At 69.2% G+C, this 15,849-nt stretch carries 13 protein-coding genes; 4 read left to right on the top strand and 9 right to left on the bottom strand.

Features of this window, described 5'->3' with window-relative positions:
* Window positions 1-61: 61 nt before the first annotated feature.
* The 3 genes from ACFPA8_RS02150 (at window position 62) to ACFPA8_RS02160 (ending at window position 2,202) form a co-directional block, all read left to right on the top strand.
* On the top strand, window positions 62-787 hold the full coding sequence (locus tag ACFPA8_RS02150; RefSeq protein ID WP_386441370.1) for a GAF and ANTAR domain-containing protein: 726 nt from the start codon (window positions 62-64) through the stop codon (window positions 785-787).
* Window positions 788-958: 171 nt separating this feature from the next.
* A complete protein-coding gene (locus tag ACFPA8_RS02155) occupies window positions 959-1,327 on the top strand; it encodes an ANTAR domain-containing protein (RefSeq protein ID WP_386441372.1) in 369 nt (122 codons plus the stop codon).
* Window positions 1,328-1,608: 281 nt separating this feature from the next.
* A complete protein-coding gene (locus ACFPA8_RS02160) occupies window positions 1,609-2,202 on the top strand; it encodes an SsgA family sporulation/cell division regulator (protein ID WP_386441374.1) in 594 nt (197 codons plus the stop codon).
* 216 nt (window positions 2,203-2,418) lie between these two features.
* Here ACFPA8_RS02160 and ACFPA8_RS02165 read toward each other — a convergent pair whose 3' ends face one another.
* The 9 genes from ACFPA8_RS02165 to ACFPA8_RS02205 form a co-directional block, all read right to left on the bottom strand.
* Entirely contained in the window at window positions 2,419-3,747 is a 1,329-nt protein-coding gene (locus ACFPA8_RS02165; RefSeq protein WP_386441377.1) for a flavin monoamine oxidase family protein, read from the bottom strand.
* A gap of 240 nt (window positions 3,748-3,987) precedes the next feature.
* Window positions 3,988-6,540, bottom strand: coding sequence for an acyl-CoA reductase (locus ACFPA8_RS02170; protein ID WP_386441380.1), 2,553 nt, complete (start codon window positions 6,538-6,540; stop codon window positions 3,988-3,990).
* On the bottom strand, window positions 6,537-7,703 hold the full coding sequence (locus ACFPA8_RS02175; protein ID WP_386441383.1) for a LuxE/PaaK family acyltransferase: 1,167 nt from the start codon (window positions 7,701-7,703) through the stop codon (window positions 6,537-6,539). The genes ACFPA8_RS02170 and ACFPA8_RS02175 overlap by 4 nt, the downstream gene beginning before the upstream one ends.
* Window positions 7,700-8,851: a GNAT family N-acetyltransferase gene (locus tag ACFPA8_RS02180; RefSeq protein WP_386441386.1), complete on the bottom strand. Its 1,152-nt coding sequence runs from the start codon at window positions 8,849-8,851 to the stop codon at window positions 7,700-7,702. Before ACFPA8_RS02180 ends, ACFPA8_RS02175 begins: the two co-directional genes overlap by 4 nt.
* A complete protein-coding gene (locus ACFPA8_RS02185; RefSeq protein WP_386441389.1) occupies window positions 8,848-10,278 on the bottom strand; it encodes an MFS transporter in 1,431 nt (476 codons plus the stop codon). The genes ACFPA8_RS02180 and ACFPA8_RS02185 overlap by 4 nt, the downstream gene beginning before the upstream one ends.
* Complete coding sequence (locus ACFPA8_RS02190) at window positions 10,275-11,537, bottom strand: phenylacetate--CoA ligase family protein (RefSeq protein WP_386441392.1); 1,263 nt, start codon at window positions 11,535-11,537, stop codon at window positions 10,275-10,277. Before ACFPA8_RS02190 ends, ACFPA8_RS02185 begins: the two co-directional genes overlap by 4 nt.
* A gap of 791 nt (window positions 11,538-12,328) precedes the next feature.
* Window positions 12,329-12,676: a hypothetical protein gene (locus ACFPA8_RS02195; RefSeq protein WP_386441395.1), complete on the bottom strand. Its 348-nt coding sequence runs from the start codon at window positions 12,674-12,676 to the stop codon at window positions 12,329-12,331.
* Between the two features lie 27 nt (window positions 12,677-12,703).
* The gene (locus tag ACFPA8_RS02200) at window positions 12,704-13,513 is read right to left on the bottom strand and encodes an SRPBCC family protein (RefSeq protein WP_386441398.1); all 810 of its coding nucleotides are present in this window, start codon (window positions 13,511-13,513) and stop codon (window positions 12,704-12,706) included.
* On the bottom strand, window positions 13,506-14,078 hold the full coding sequence (locus tag ACFPA8_RS02205) for an ArsR/SmtB family transcription factor (protein WP_386441400.1): 573 nt from the start codon (window positions 14,076-14,078) through the stop codon (window positions 13,506-13,508). Before ACFPA8_RS02205 ends, ACFPA8_RS02200 begins: the two co-directional genes overlap by 8 nt.
* A 105-nt stretch (window positions 14,079-14,183) precedes the next feature.
* Here ACFPA8_RS02205 and ACFPA8_RS02210 point away from each other — a divergent pair, with 105 nt between their 5' ends.
* Window positions 14,184-14,849 carry a DUF998 domain-containing protein gene (locus tag ACFPA8_RS02210; RefSeq protein WP_386441402.1) on the top strand — a complete coding sequence of 222 codons (666 nt, stop codon included), beginning with the start codon at window positions 14,184-14,186 and terminating at the stop codon, window positions 14,847-14,849.
* Window positions 14,850-15,849 lie beyond the last annotated feature (1,000 nt).

Raw genomic sequence — 15,849 nt, forward strand, 5'->3', positions numbered from 1 at the left:
CGATGCGACGGCTCGCACTTGGTGCAGACTGCGGGAATACCGAAGGACGCGGGTGAGTGAGATGGCACAGGTCCAGCTGACCGAAGTGTTCGTGGAGATGGCCGACACGCTCGTCGATGACTTCGATGTGCTCGACTTTCTTCACAACCTGACCGAGAGGTGTGTAGAGCTGCTGGGCGTCACTGCTGCCGGCATCATGCTCACCGACGAGCGTGACAACTTGCAGGTGATCGCCGCGTCCACGGAGAAGACACGTCTGCTGGAGCTGTTTCAGCTGCAGACCGATCAGGGCCCTTGCGTCGACTGTTTCCGCAGCGGTGAACCCGTGTCGGTGGCTGATCTGCGCACCGTCGGCCAGTGGCCTCATTTCACCGCTGCCGCCGCAGAGGTGGGCTTCGCTTCCGTGCACGCATTGCCGATGCGCTTGCGCACCGAGGTCATCGGCGCGCTGAACCTCTTCCATACCCGGGCGGGTGCCCTGGAGGGGGAGAAGCAGCGCGTCGGCCAGGCACTGGCCGACGTAGCCACCATCGGGCTGCTTCAGCAACGTGCGATTCAGCACCGGGACGGCCTCACCGAACAGTTGCAGACCGCGTTGAACAGCCGTGTCCTGATCGAACAGGCCAAGGGGACGCTCTCGGAGCGGTTGGGTCTGGAGGTGGACGAAGCCTTCGTGATGCTCCGCAACGGGGCGCGCTCGCGTAACCAACGGCTGTCCGTTTTCGCCAAGGCCGTGCTGGAGGGCTCCCAGGACGTGCTGCCGGAACCGGACGAGGCACCCCGCTGACACTTCCGCCGGACACGGCGTGACCGGGCAGATGAGCACCGGCCTTCGTCTGGCCTGCAAGCGGCGGTCGGCTCTACAGTGTTGCTGCGGCCCCAGACCCCGGTCGAGCCTCTGCCCGTTTAGTCGAGTGACGGGTGGAGCGACGGCTCCGGTCCGGCGCGAGGGGGCGACATGATCGCCAGTGAGTCCCGATACATCCAGCACGAGGAACGAGCGGCAGCCCGCGATGTGGCGGGGACCGCAACCGGCGCCGCTGCTGCGGAAGTTGCCGGTCTGCGGGCTGAGAACGAGCAGTTGCGTGAAGCGATGGACAGCCGCGCAACGATCGAGCAGGCCCGCGGCATGCTGATGGCCCTCGCTTCATGCCCAGGTCAGACCGCATGGTCCATGTTGGTGGAGATCTCCCAGCGCAGCAACGTCAAGCTGCGCGACGTCGCAGCTTTCCTCGTCGCCGCTGCGACCGGCGGGTTGCTTCCGCCGGAGATAGAACCTGCGTACCGGCACGCACTGGCCCGGGCGCGACGTGGACGGGCGCGCTGAACTGACCTGTCCCCATTGCGCCATGGCGGTTATGCTGACTTCCTGTCGCTCCGGACCCCGGTGACATCCTGCCCGAAGAACGCCTTGACACAGTGCCGTTCCGCACCGGCGGCGACCGCAGGATGGCGGCCAGGAGCCGACCCAGGCCGTGAATCCCCGCCTACTGCGATTCACGCACCGTCTGTCATCGCGCGTTCTGCCCTCGACCGGTGACGTCCCCTCACATGAGATCGCACGACCGAACTCAGGTGCGGGACACGTCAGATGAGGATGCGAGAACGATGAGCAGCACCGAGAACGGTCCGCGCAGCATCGCGGCGGACAGGACACAACTCCCCAGCAGCAGTTGCGTGACGGATGACTGGGAGATCTCCCTGGTGCTCTGCACGCGGTGGGTACTGCCGCTCCGTGCGCAGTTCACCTACCGAGCCGACGACCCCTACGCCGCTCAACTCGACATCCACCTGGACACCCGTCAGTCGGTGCGCTGGACCTTCGCACGCGAGCTGTTGGCCACGGGAACGGTCCGTCCGGCGGGCTTCGCAGACGTCCGCGCGTGGCCGGCTGACGACGGGACACGAGTAAGTCTCTGCCTGGAATCCCATCAAGGTGAGGCCCTGTTCGAGATCCCCCTGGCCCCCCTGAGCGAGTGGCTGGAGCGCACCTACCAACTCGTACCGCAGGGGCAGGAACACAGCCGGCTGAGTCTCGACTCGTGGCTCGAGGGCCTGCTGCAAGAGGCTCCGTACAGTTCCGGCTCCACAGCTGCGGACCTTGCCGACCGCGCGTGCGGCCAGGCGGACGACACCACCGGAACCCGCGCTTGCACCGACCGGGACCCGGGAGGCGAGCACGGGGGTGCAAGCGGGGCGTGAGGCACCTCTGACGGTGGTTCACGTCCCATGGACGGCGCGCTGTCCCCGCGCCGTACGGCCGCCAGAGTGAGGAGAGATGTCAGTCAACTGTCCCTGCCTGAGAGGGCGTTGACTCGACCCGGCTGACGTTCGGGGGTTTCGGGTACTGACGGGCGTCGGTGCCGCAGGGCGCCGCACAAGCGCGCTCCGCGCACCACCGGCGCCGACGGAACGCCCTCAGCCGGCGGCCCAGGCGTCCTCGATCGGAACCGCATGACCGAGGACGTCGGACGCGGCGCGGTGGCCGGAGCGGAGCGCCGCGTTGACCGTCGCCGGATCGTCGGTCCACGTCGCCTCGCCCGCGAGATGCAGCACGCCGCCCACGGGGGTGGCGAGAAGGTCATGGTCTTCGGGCGCCGATCCCACCGTCATGTACGCGTACGAACCTCGCGACCAGGGGTCGTCCTGCCACGAGGTCACGTGCACACCGACGGGGTTCTCGACGCGGTCGCCGTAGAGCCGGCGCAGTTCGCGGAGGACCGAGTCGACGATCTTCTCCTGCTCCCATCCTCGCGTCTCCTGCGCGGCCGGACCGGCGGCGAACGTGAGGAGCGTCGGCACGCCGTGTACGGCGGTCAGGTCGTACCAGGAGTGCCACCAGACCCCGCCCGGCCCTTGCTGGCGGATGCCGTACACCTCGTCGTCCCAGAACTTCGAGCGGAAACGGAGGAAGACCTTCTCGAAGGCGTTCATCTCCAGGCGTGCCAACGCACCGGCCACGGGTTCGGGCAGCGGGGGCTCGATGCTGAACTCCTCGGACTTCAGCACCCCGACCGGGACGGTGACCACGGCACGGTTCGCCGTGAACACGCCCTGATCGGTGGTGGCCTCGACTCCGTCGGACGACCAGCGCACCGAGGTGACGACGTGCTCCAGTCGAACGTCGAGTCCCGTCGCGAGGTGCGTCGCGAGGGCGTCGTAGCCGTCGGGGAAGACGACCTCGTCGCCGTCGATCCAGTCGTCGTCGAGCCCGTGCGCGTCGAGCTCGTCGATCCAGACGCCGTACTGCTCCTCGGTCCGATGGCGCAGGTACTCCCGGACGCGCTCGGCGCGTTCCGCCCCCCATCCCTGGGCGGCCAGGGCCGACTCGACCGCCTCGCCGTACGACCGTCCCGGCGTCATGGCGGCCACGACGCGGGCGAGCTCGGCATCCACCGCGCCGATGTCGGCCACGAAGCGCTCCACTTCGTCGTCGGTGAGACGAACGCCCGACGGACCGTAGTACGCGATGGGCCGGCTGTACGGCTGGTACCCGCCGACCGTGAACTCCACGGTCCGCAGCCCGAACGCGGCTGCCGCTGCGGCGACCGGGCTGTCGGTGATCCCATGTATCCAGGACGCGCCGAGATCGGTGACGACCCCGCCGTCACGGACGCTCCACACACGTCCGCCGATGCGATCGCGAGCCTCGAGCAGGACGACCCGCCGGCCGTTCCGGGAAAGCAGTCGTGCCGCAGTCAGTCCTGCGACACCCGCACCCACGACGAGCGTGTCGGCTCGATCCATCGCACCCACCCCTTCTCGGCGCGCTTCGCGCGGCGCGCCCGGTCAGCGTAGTGGCCGGTACGGCCTGTCGATCAGGCCCATGTGTCACGCCGGCGCCCTTCGGACACCACGTAGCTCAACGCTGCCTCGCGGAAACGGCCGCGGGCCGCACCTCCCGGGAGCGGAAAGTGCGGCCCACGGCCCGTGCACGGCCCAGGAGAGCGAACGGGGCGCTCTGACCTGCGCCGTTTCTGGACAGCGTCAGCCCGTCGTGCGCCGGTCCACGAACGTGCGCAACTTGCCGCTGGCCGCGGTCCGTTCGAACGCGGCCCCGTCGGTGATCTCGACCGAGCACGTGAGGAGGTCCTCCTCCTCGACTGCTGAGCGCAGGCCGGGAACCTCCGCCAGGAAGGCGGCCCGGGCGGAACCGGCCGCCGGGGCGTAGCGCTCGTCGAGCCGGACGGTGAGCCGCTCCCGCGCCGCCTCCGAGGTGAGGACGATCTGGAGTTCTCCGCGGTAGCCGAGGCGCGTCTCGGCGGCTTGGACGAAGCGCCGGTAGTGGTAGGAGTTCGTGCCGATGCGTGCCACGTCGCCGTGACGGCCGAGGAGTTCGATCCGCGGGGCACGGCTGCCGCAGGGGCACACGCCGTCGAGCGCTCGGCCGATGTCGCCGATCTGGTAGCGCTCGAGCCGCTGCCCGGACCGGGCTCGGCTGGTGAAGATCAGTCGCCCCGGTTCACCGGCGTCTGCCGGCCGGTCCTCCTCGAAGTCGAGGATCTCCAGGGTGTGCAGGTCGGTCAGCACGTGGTGGACGGAGCCGTCGGCGTACTCGCACTGGTATGCCAGCGGCCCGAGATCGGTGCTGCCGTACGCGGCCGACCGGATCACCTCGACGCCGAAGTCGTCGGTGAGAACGCGGCGTTGCTCGGCGGTGAAGTGCTCGCCCCCGTAGTACACCTTCCGGACTCCGCCGTAGGCGCGCATGGTCTCGCTCTGGGTGTGGAAGAGCCGCCAGAGGTAGGAGGGCATGCCGAAGAGGGTGTCGGCCCGGTAGGTCACCAGGGCTTCTGCGACTGCGGCGAGGTCGTTGCCCGCGGACAGCGGGATCTGGGTGGCGTTCAGCCGCTCCAGGATGGAGAAGAAGCTGATGAAGCTGCCGTACAGGCCGCCGCTGTAGAAGAGGTTGGCGGCGCGGTCGCGGGCCGGGTCGAACCCGGAGTCGAGCAGGCCGTTCGCAGCGGCACGCATCTGGGTGTCGTAGTCGGCGTTGGTGAAGACCGAGAGGGCGGGCGCGCCTGTGCTGCCGCCGCTGCGGAAGTACAGGTGGGCGTGTTCGGGGGCCAGGCTCCGCAACTGCTCCTGGACGCCTGCCTTGTCGAGCAGTGGTCCGGTGGGCGGGGCCGGCTGTACGGCCGGAGCCACGAGGTCGTCCAGGCAGGAGGTGGCGGTGAAACGCTCGTCGGCCTGTACGGCGACCCGCCTGCTGTACCGCTGCAACGCGTAGACGCCGTCGTGGGGTTCGCCGTCGTAGGCGTCGAGCATGGCGCCCACCGGGGTCACTCGCGTGACGCCTGCGGAGACGACGGAGCGGGCGAGCTCCGCCACGTCCGTGCGGGTGCCGGCGATCGCCGCGGTCTGCAGGTAGCGCCGCATGGGTCGCAGGGTGGCGGCTATGTCCTGGCGGGGCAGCGGCTTCACCCAGACGCTGCGGTGCAGCGGTGAGGCGGTCATCGCGGGACGGGTGTCGGCGAGGACGCGCCAGGAGCCGTCCTCGGCGGCGACGACCCGGGTCAGGCCGAGGTGCTGTTCGAGCCGGGCGACGAGTTCGGTATTGGTGATCTCGGCGTGCTCGGCGACGTCGAGCCGGGTGGGAGGCGTCTTGCCGGAGACCTTGGCCAGCTGAGCCGCGAAGCTGTCCGCGAAGGCGAAGACCTCCTCCTGAGCGTCGGTGTCGAGGTAGACGACCTGCGGGCTGGAACAGGCCTGCTGGTCGAGGAGGCAGACGTCCTCGGCGAGCGCGGACTGGACGGCGGGGTCGTTCCAGGCATCGCGGGTGAGGTACGCGAAGGAGATCTTGTGGCCCCACTCGACCAGGCGGCAGCCGGGCGGCGTGAGCGCGGCGACGCCGGCCACGGCGTCCTCGCCGCCCCAGACGGCGACCGCGTCGGCGGCGGCACACAGGGGCTCCAGCCATGCGCGGCGGCTGGAGGGGAAGCTCAGGGCGATGACCCGGCGGGCGAGGAGGCCGGTCTCGTCGACGGCGCCGAGCTCGGCGAGCAGACGCGGCGCGAGCGGTGTGTCGGAACTGCTGGTCTTCAGCACGTTGAGGTTGCCGGTGAGCAGTCCCTCGACGACGCTCAGCGGAGCCACGCCCGCCGCGTTGCCCGGGGCGATGTGCACGACGAGGCCGACCGGCGCCCACGCCTCGTAGACGGTCTCCCGCGCGTCGGGCCGGGTGAACCGCTCCGGGCGGAGTCCGCCGAGTTCTCTGCGGAGCTTGCGCTCCAGCGCCGGGCGGCTGAGGGCCTCGGCCAGCTCGGCGAGCAGGGAAGACGCCTGCTCCGGTTCCGTGCCGCCCTCGGTGAGACAGTCCGTCAGCCGGGCGTGGACCGGGTCACCGGGGGTGCGCAGTGCCTCGGAGAGCCGGTCGCAGGCGGACAGCACGACGTCGGTGGGCAGCTGCTCCCCCATCGTGCGCTCGGTGAGGGCAGGCAGGCCGGCGAGGAGCTCGGTGGCCTGCGCGTCGTCGACGAACGCGCCCTGCCACAGGTGGAGTCGTCCGCCGGTCGCCTCGGGGGTCGGTGCGCTGGTCATGACATTCCCTTCAGAAGTTCGGCGGCGGCCACCGCACAGCTGCGGTTGCGGCTCACTCCGGCGCGGCCGTGGACGGTGAACCACGGGGTCGGCTGGGCGCAGCCGCACTCCTCGCCGGGGTGCAGCGAGGCGAGGTCGCCCATGAGCACGCTCTGCGCCGGGACCGAGGTGATGTACGGGGAGACGAGGTGGAGGTAGCCGCGCTCACCGTGGGGAAGCGGCTCGAGGGTGGCGGTGTCGCGTACGGCGGCACGGGACCACACCGGAACGTGCAGCCGGTGCCGTTCGCACTCGACGTAGGGCACGCAGTGCTCGACGGACCCGAACGTGTCGCGGATCCGCTCGGAGGGGATGCCCAGGTGCTCGGTGACCTCCGCATAGAAGTCGTCCTTGCCGATCTGACGGTCGGCGTGGCCCTTCCAGCCGCCGCCGAGCACGACGAGCGAGCCGGGCGGCAGCTGCACCGGAGGGATCCCCAGCGAACGCATCCGCTCGAGGGTGAAGTGGAGGAAGGCCGGGAAGCCGAAGATCCGTACCGGCAGTCCCTCGTCGGCGTACCGCTGGAGCGCCTCGATGCAGCCGCGCACGTCGAACTCGTGTCCCGTGCCGGTGTGGCGCAGGGCGTGAGTGGTGTCCCGGGCGGGTGCGAAGTCGCACAGGTAGTTGTCGGTGAAGGAGGTGCCGAGCTTCAGGTGGGGTGCGGGCTCGTAGCTGTAGAGCAGGTAGTTGACGGGCTGGTCCGGGGTGATCCACCCGTAGTGGTCGAAGACGCGGGCCACCATGCGCTGGGCGGAGCGGATGGTCCACTCGTCGAAGAACATCTGGGATTTCTGACCGGTGGTGCCGGAGGACGTGAGGTGGAGGAAGACCTCGTCCCGGGGGACGGAGAGCACCTCGTGGCGCTTGAAGAAGTTGGCGTGCACCAGCGGGGCGCGGACGTCCGGGCCCACGCCGGGGGCCGGCGTCCCGGGCTCGTCGGTCAGCAACGACCGGAAGAACTCGGAGCGTTCGGCATGCCACGAGTTGCTCTCCGCCATCGCGGCGGCGAAGAGGGCGTCGGTCTCCGGGCCCTGTTCGTAGGGTGCCGCGAGGTCGCACAGTTGCTGGACGTGCCGAAGGGACGCCGGATCGGGGACCTCGGCGGGAAGCAGATGGCGGTTCAAGAGACAACCTCGTGAAGTGGAAGGTACGTCGCGGTCCAGGCCCTCAGATACGCGCTCAGGTAGGGCTGCACCGGCGAACTGACGGCGGCGGTGCGGAAGTCGATCTGGCGGTTGGTCCGGGAGAGCACGACGTAGTCGTGGAAGCGGTCGCCGAGGCGGCGCATGGCCGGATAGAGCGCGCTGGGAACGAATCCCGCGGCCAGGAAGGCGCTGAGCCCCGCGGTGTCGGAGAGGGGAAGCAGCGTCTCGACGTAGTCCACGCCGGTACGGGTGACCGCGGCCATCAGTGGTTCCAGGGCGTGCGCCATGGCGGCGGGGTAGGGGTGCACCGCGATGAGCGAGCAGCTTCCGGTGACCGGGTCCAGATCCGCGTACGCCTCGAACTCGCCGTTCTCCGGGGTGAGGATCGCGTTCGGTGAGTGCAGCGGGAAGAAGCGTCCCGCCGGGTCGGGGAACTGTTCGAGGAAGCGGCGGTTGACGAAGGAGCGGGCGGTGATGATCTCCATGGCCGTGGTGGAGGGGACGACCGGCCCGGAGAGCAGGCCGGTTCCCGGCACCTCGATGGGGCGGACGCTCGCGTAGTCGAGGCCCGAGGTCTCCTCCGCGGCGGTGAGGAGCGGAGCCAGTGGGGCGGGCACGCACGGCACGTACTCGCGGTGGTTCAGTACGTCGTCGGCGAAGCGGGCGAAGAGGGCGAGGCTTTCGCAGCCCGCCACTTCGACGGCGTTGGGCATCAGCCCCAGCGGGCGGAAGCCGTTGCGCACCACGATGTGCTGGGGGCCTTCGGTCACCACCCGCACCGTTGCGTAGATCGAATCGAGGGAGCCGGTGGCCAGGGCGTCGGCGCAGACTGCGCCGGTCAGCCGGCCGGCCAGTCCGCCCTCGCGGTGGACGGGGTGGACGGCGAGTCCGACGAGTTTGCCGATCCGGCTCCCGGGGTCGGTCTGCACGACCACCGAGCCGGCCAGTTCCCCGGTGCCGGGCCTGCGCGCGACCAGCCAGCGGGTGTGCGGATCGGTGATGAGCCGTCGCATCTCGGCGGGGTCGCTGCCGAGCGGCACCGGGTATCCGTGGCCGTACACCTCGAAGTACAACTGCCGCAGTTCCGCGACGTCCTGGAGGACGGCGGGGGTGATCGTGACGGTCATCGTGCTCCTCCTTCAGCGGTGGCGGTGGCGGTGGCAGTGGCAGCGACGGTGGCGGTGGCAGGCGCGGTCTCCGGCGCGGTCGTGTGCGCGGCGGCGATTGCCGTACGCCCGGAGCCGGGTGAGCCCGTCCGCTCGTCGGCGGCGTTCCCACGGGCGCCCGTCCACCACAGGGCGAGGGCCACAGGCACCAGGCCCGTCGCCTGGACCAGGCAGAGGGTCTGCGGCGAGATCCGGTCGCCCAGGACGCCGAACAGCAGGGAGGCGAGCGGGAAGGTGGCTCCGAGGAGCGACTGCATGACCGCGAAGAACCCCGGCTTGTCGGCGGGCGGTACGAGCCGCTGGAAGAGGGCTACGAACCGTACGCCGACAGCGCCCACGCACCACCCCGCGACGACCATGGCCGCCGCGTAGACGGTCCGGTCGGCAAGCATGCCCGGAAGGGCGAACGAGACCGCCATCAACCCCAGGCAGACGGCGCCGACAGTGGTCGGGCGCCCCGGCAGCCGGCTGCCGGTGAACGCCCCGGCGAGGGTGCCGATGCCGAGCGCGGCTTCCAGCAGCGCCACAGTCGAACCGTCGGCACGCAGCACGGAGGCGGTGTAGAGCGGCATGACGACGAAGACGGCCGTGGTGAAGACGTTCGCCGCGGCGAAGCTGAGCAACACCCTTCGGATGAACGGCAGTTCGGCGAGGATCTGCCGCAGCGTACGACGCGGAGCGGCAGGCTGTTCGCTGCCCGTTGCCGGCTCCTCGGCGGACTGTGCCGCCGTTCCTCCGCCTCGCGTCTGCTGAGCTCCCGTTCCGCGGGGCGCCGTTCCGGGGAAGCGTGTGACGCCGATCAGCCCGGCGGCCAGCAGGTACGCGCCGGCGCATCCGGCGACGATGCCCGGCAGCCCCCAGGCGTCGACCACGAGCGGGCCGAGGAGGCCGCCGGCCAGCCCCGCGAGGGACTGCGTGGACAGCTCGAAGCCGGTCGCCGCCTCGATGTCGGCGTCGTCGACGAGTTCGGGCACGGACGTGGTCAGGCAGGGGTCGAACAGGGCCTGGCAGCCCGCCAGGAGCAGGGCCGCGCCGTAGGCGACGCCTGTGGGCAGCGGAGTCGTGAACGCCCACGCCGCGGTGCACGCGGCGACCAGTCCGGCGCCGGCCGCCGCCGCGGCCATGACGGACCGGTACGGGTTGCGGGCGATGACGGCGGCCACCACGGGGGCCAGGGCGACCGCGGGAAGCGTGCACACGGCGAGGAACGCGCCGGAGGCCAGGCCCGGTTCGGACCCGGCGGCGTACTGGACGAGCCACCAGACGATGCCCACCTGGAACATCCGGGCCGAGCCCTGGGTGAGGACCTGGGCGATCCACACGGCGCAGAAGGCGGGGTTGCGCAGGACGACGGGCCCACGCCCGCGGTGCGCCTTCGCTGCGCTCATGCGTGCGGACGTTCGTCGATGACGCGAATCAGCTTCCCGGAGCGGGTGTTGACGGCGAGGTCGGCGTGCCGCACCCACTCCACGGCCATCGGGTGGACGTGCCCGGCGTCGACCGCCGCCGCGTACATCGGGCGGGCCGCCAGGAACGCCTTGTCCACGGCTGCGGTGAGTTCGGGCAGTTCCTCGTCCCGGAGGTCGGAGCCGAGACGCAGTATCAGCCCGTCGCGGTCCTCCCAGCGGCGCACCACCAGTTGCAGACCGGTGATGCGGCCCGCGGGGTCGACCGATCGCACCAGGTCCTGTACGTCCTGGGTGTGCAGCGCCACCGCGCCGACGCGGACTCCCTCTTCGGCGCGCCCGAGGATGCGGAAGTGTCCGGCTGTGGTGCAGGTCCACTCGGCGCGGTCACCGACGGGGTAGCGCAGGACCGGCATCAGGCGCCGGCGCAGGTCCGTGACGACGACACGGCCGGGGACGCCGGCTTGGGTGACGGGTTCTCCGCTGTCCTCGTCGAGGATCTCCACCACGGTGTGCGGAGTGAAGGCACGGTGCAGCCGCGGGTCGCCTCCCGGGACGGCGGCGCCCACGAGTCCGGCGTCCACCGCGGCGTAACCGACCGAGGCCACACGGGCGTTGGGGAAGGCCGTCGCCAACAGGCGCTGCTGGTCGTTGAAGATGCTCTCGCCGCCGAAGAACAGGGTGGTCACGTGGGGCAGTCGGCGACTGTCGGCCCGCAGGTACTCGGCGAGGGAGCAGAGAGTCGTCGGGGCTCCGGCGATCACCTCGACGTCGAACTGCTCGAGTGTCTCGACGGTCGAGGCCAGGGGCGCGGCGCCGCCGATCGGAAGGCGGACGTTGGCGACCGGGGCACGGTGCAGTGCGTCCAGGATGAAGCTGAAGCTGGCGTAGAGATCGCCCGTGTAGAAGAGGTCGGCGACCCGCTGACCGGGCCGCAGCCCGGCCTCGACCAGCCCGGCGCCGAAAGCCGTGGTGAATTCGTGCCATTCCACCCGGGTGTAGAAGGAGAACTTCGGCGCACCGGTGGTCCCACCGCTCTTGAAGACCACAGCCTCGTCGAGCGGGCCGGTCAGCAGTGTGTTTCCGCGAGGGGTGTTGGCCTGCCAGAACTCGGTCTGGGGTATGACCGGGAGTTCGGTCAGCTCGTTCACGCGGTCGGGCAGACCGGAGTAGAGCGCTGCGTAAAAGGGTGAATTGCGGCGGACGAAGCGTACGAGTTCCGCGAGTGATTGAACGGGCATATTTCCCTGCTTTACGGCATGCGAAGGAGAACGATGTCCCGGAAGAGCGAACACCGTTGAGGTGTGGTGTGGTTCAGCTGCTGTTCATGCAGTACAGCGTTCTACGGCCGGTCCCGGAAGTTTCACGGGTGGCCGGAATCCTTCTGGCAGACCCTGAACGGAAGCCTCGCTTCTGCTCCGGTCAACTCTGGCTTGCTACTCACTGCTTGAGGCTTGCGCCGACACTCGACGATAACACTCTCTCCACACCCTGATTACACCCCGCTCCGCCCTGCGACGGTGAGTTACATCTCACGGCGGCGGAATTACCAGGACAGCGGCGGATACCGCCCTGCAGCGCTTCACCGGAGTTGCCGAGCAGTCCCCGCACGAAGTGGCAGCGTCGTCCGCGCAGCGTCCACGGAGACGATCTTGTGGTGCGTCGCATACGGCTCGCCGTGGGCCGCTGGGCCTCCGGGCCGCCGATGCGCTGCGGAAGCGGGCGAGTTGAAGCTTTACCGTCATCGCCGACTCCGCTTCCGCCCGGTCACCGGTCAGCTTCCGGAGCAGGCCGCGCGACACATCGCCGACCGCCGCGAGCGACGAGGTCTGCGCCTAATCACCGCTGCCGACTGCTCCGCGGTCGGCCGGATCGCTCACCACGACCCGCACCCTCACCCGTCCTTGACCTTGGTGGCCGACGTGTCGTAGAGGCCGAGGCGACCTTGTGGCCGTCTCCGGAGCTCCCCGGCCAGGTGCCCGTACTCGCCCCGGCCGGCCCCGGGTGAGGCCGGCCCACAAGGGCGACAACCCTAGGACGGCGGCATGAGCGCGGCCCTGACGAGCTCGGCGAGGTCGTCGATGGGGAGTTCGGCGTCGCGGCGGAACTGGACGGAGATCTTGCCGCCCGTGATCTCCGGGTGCTTTGCCCTGAACGCCTCGATGGGTGCCGCGCTCCGGGCTGCGAGCGAGATCCCGCCTTTCCATGTGGCCACAGTCACTGGGAGTTTTCCGTGCTTGAAGGTCGGCAGCTTGTACGAGTACACGATCTCGTCGACGAGCCCTGTGCTGAGGATGACGGACTCGACGGCCTCGTAGATTTCACGGTCGGCCGGGGCGAGCTCAGCGATCCAGGTATCCACTTCTGGAGGGCGCTTCATCGCGAATCTCCTCTTCTCCTCACCTGATTACTCGTCATGGACCCAGATCGGCTGCCATGCCGCGATCTCGTGGAATCGGCGCAGCTCGGCAAGACCGCTGACGGCCCCGAGCCAGGCGGTATAGGGGGGCTGCCCGGGGTCAAATCCGCTCTGGGAGAGGACGATGCGGGTCTTGCCCTCAGAGCCTTCGAGTTCCCATGTGGCAACGCCCATCGGCCCGTAGTCGACCGACAGGAGCCGGTCGCCTTCGAGTTCGGCGATGCTGCCGAAGCCGTACTGTCCGCCGATCTCGGGATCGATCTCTGTCGGGAAGCCGAACCACGCACTGACCTTCTCAGGGTCGATCAGCGAGGCGAACACCGCTTCGACGGGAGCATCGACGGTGGTCTCACTCCGCAGAGTCGGGGACGTCAGATCGGTCAGGGTGAGCACGTCCCTGTCTTCGGCGTAGTCGACGAGGTTCGCGAGCGTGGCGGCCCAGAACGTCTGGATCTGGCCGAGTGCTCCGGGCGCTGCGGGGTCGGCTCCGGTGTGCTGCACGGTCACGACGGTCCCGTCGTCCGCTGCGGCCACGGAGATGTCGACGTCCGTCTCGGTGCCGTCGAGTGTCCAGGTGAAGTGGAGCCGGTCGGATGCCGCCTCCACGAGTCGTTGCGTCGGCTTGGCGCCGTCCGGGGTGTAGCGGCCCCAGAACTGATAGCGCTCGGGCAGGGACACCTCGGCGTGTTCGGCGAGCCAGACGGTCATCGCAGCGGGGGTGGTCAGCGCATCCATGATGCAGGCCGGAGGGACACCGGCTCTTACCCGCAGGATGAGCGGTGAAGTCTGTTCATTCACGATGGCCGTCCTTCAGTGCTGGGGTGGTGGTGTCCGGGTAGCAGGCGAGGGCAAGGGTGAATCCCTCGCCCTCGGCCCCGCCGTAGCGGGTGAAGAGCTGTTGGAGCATGGCCTGGACGTCGCGGAGGAATGCCTCCCGGTGCTCGGGCTTGACGCGCACCTCGCCGTGCACGCCGATCGATGGCAGCGGATCCTCTCGGGGGCGCAGCTGCGCGACGTCACGTTGGATCTGCTCGGCAAGATCCAGCAATCTCGCCAGATTCTCGTCGTCGGGATCGGTGGAGGGCAGCCCGATCATCCCGGGCGACATCCAGAATTTCCGCGCCACGGCCTGATAGGCCGCCTCGACGAGGTTGCGCACTTGACGTTCGGCCACGCGCTCCACGACACCCGCCGCTTCCAGCTGCTTCACGTGGTAGTAGACCCGCTGCGGCGTCTGTCCCAGCCGCTCGGCTACTTCCGAACAGGTGCGCGGTTCGGTGAGCTCGCGCAGCACGGCTGCCCGCGCGGGCTTGAGAATCGCCTCGGCCTGCTCGGCGCTCTCCACGTAGACGACGTCCCTCACGCCTCTGCCCCTCTCTCGGCGGCCTCGCATCATCGTTGACAAAATTTATTTTTACGTGAAGCATCAATTTTGTCAACGTCGGCCTCGACGAAAGAGATCCCGCTCATGGCTCGATCCGTCCTCACATCCGAACCGTCCGCGCCCACGGCGTCGACGACACGTCTACTCATCGCCGGCAGCATCGCCGGTCCGCTCTTCGTCGCCGTCGTGATCATCCAGCAGAGCCTCAGAGCGGGTTTCGATCCGCGCATTCACGCGCTGAGCATGCTCAGCCTCGGCGGCGGCGGATGGGTGCAGACGCTCAACTTCCTCGTCTCGGGCATCCTCGCGATCTGCGGCGCGATCGGACTGCGATCCGCGTTGAGAGCCGGCGTCGGCAGGCTCTGGGGACCGCTGCTCATCGGTCTCTACGGCGTCGGCCTCATCTGGGGCGGGCTCTTCCCGACCGACCCTGCGCTGGGCTTCCCCGACGGCGCATCCACCCCGACGAGCCAGTCATGGCACGGAACGCTGCACGCCCTGTCACCGACGATCACGGGCATAGCTCTCATCGCGGCGTGCATCGTGTTCGCCCGGCGGTACGGAGGACAGGGACTTCGCGGACTGACGTCCCTGGCCATCATCACGCCCCTCATCTACCTCGGACTCGGATTCAGCGCCTTCCCCCTCGGCGACCTGCGCCTACTGCTCGCCGGAGGAACCGTGATCTGGCTCTGGCCATTCGTCATCATGTTCCACGAAATGCGGTCCGCTCCGCCAAAGCCCCGGTGAACGAGGCGAGTTCTACTCGAGCAAACCTCGCCACGCCCTCATCGGGTACCTCCCGATGCCACCAAGCGTGACGAGCTCGGCCGGGGGTGCGGAATCCGAACCCGACCCGGACCGGGCGTCCCTGGCCAAGTGGGCATTCGAGGCGTACGCGACAGGGAGCTGAAGGTGATTGCGCGCGGCGGCCGACGCAGCAGCCTCGGGTCACAGGGCTCGCCCACGTCGACACACGTCCCACCTGGCCGCGCGCAACAGTTCCCTGACTACCCGTCGGCCGTCTTCGACGCCTGCGCACATCCGGTGCACATGAGGGTGGAGACAAACGGTGACCCGCGGAAGACGCCGGAAGGCGTTTCCGCGGGTCACCGTTGTCACGCACCGTCGGAGGCCACGCCGACCGGCCCGCGGTTCGGATGTCGAAGCACAGGCACAGTGATGGCCGGGTCCTATGGCTGAGCGGCCAAGCTCGGGGCGGGGAGCCCCCCATGCTTGCCGGCTGCATCCACAGGCCGAGGTCCGCCCGTTCTCCATCGCAAGTACTGGACGGTTCACACGAGCCCCAGGGCGGTCAACTCCTCGCCAACAGGCCTGAATCAGCCCATCGTGGACGAAATGATGCAACATCCGTCCCGCAGGGAGCGGTTCACGGCCGAACGCACCCAACTCCGTGATCGACAGGCCCCGTTTCGTGCGCCCACGTCTCGTACGAGGCGAGGGTCGCTGCCGCCCTGGGATTTCGGCCGTGTTGTCGGGTGCAGCACGGTTCATCCGTACCGAGTCTGCTCATAAGCAGAGCACTATCGGTTCTGCCACTGCAATTGCCTCTAACGTCGAACCAGTCTGCGGACTGTGCACCGTGGTCGGCGCGCGAGCAGTGCCGCGGGGGAACGCGACGCAGCGGATCCGTTGAGGAGGCCGAGGGTGACAGCGCTAACGTGCTCGACGTGCGGGGCACTTATCCAGACCGACGGTACATCGCCCTGTCCGTGCGTGCTCATGGCCG

The organism is Streptomyces ovatisporus, assembly GCF_042653885.1.
GTDB lineage: Bacteria > Actinomycetota > Actinomycetes > Streptomycetales > Streptomycetaceae > Streptomyces > Streptomyces ovatisporus.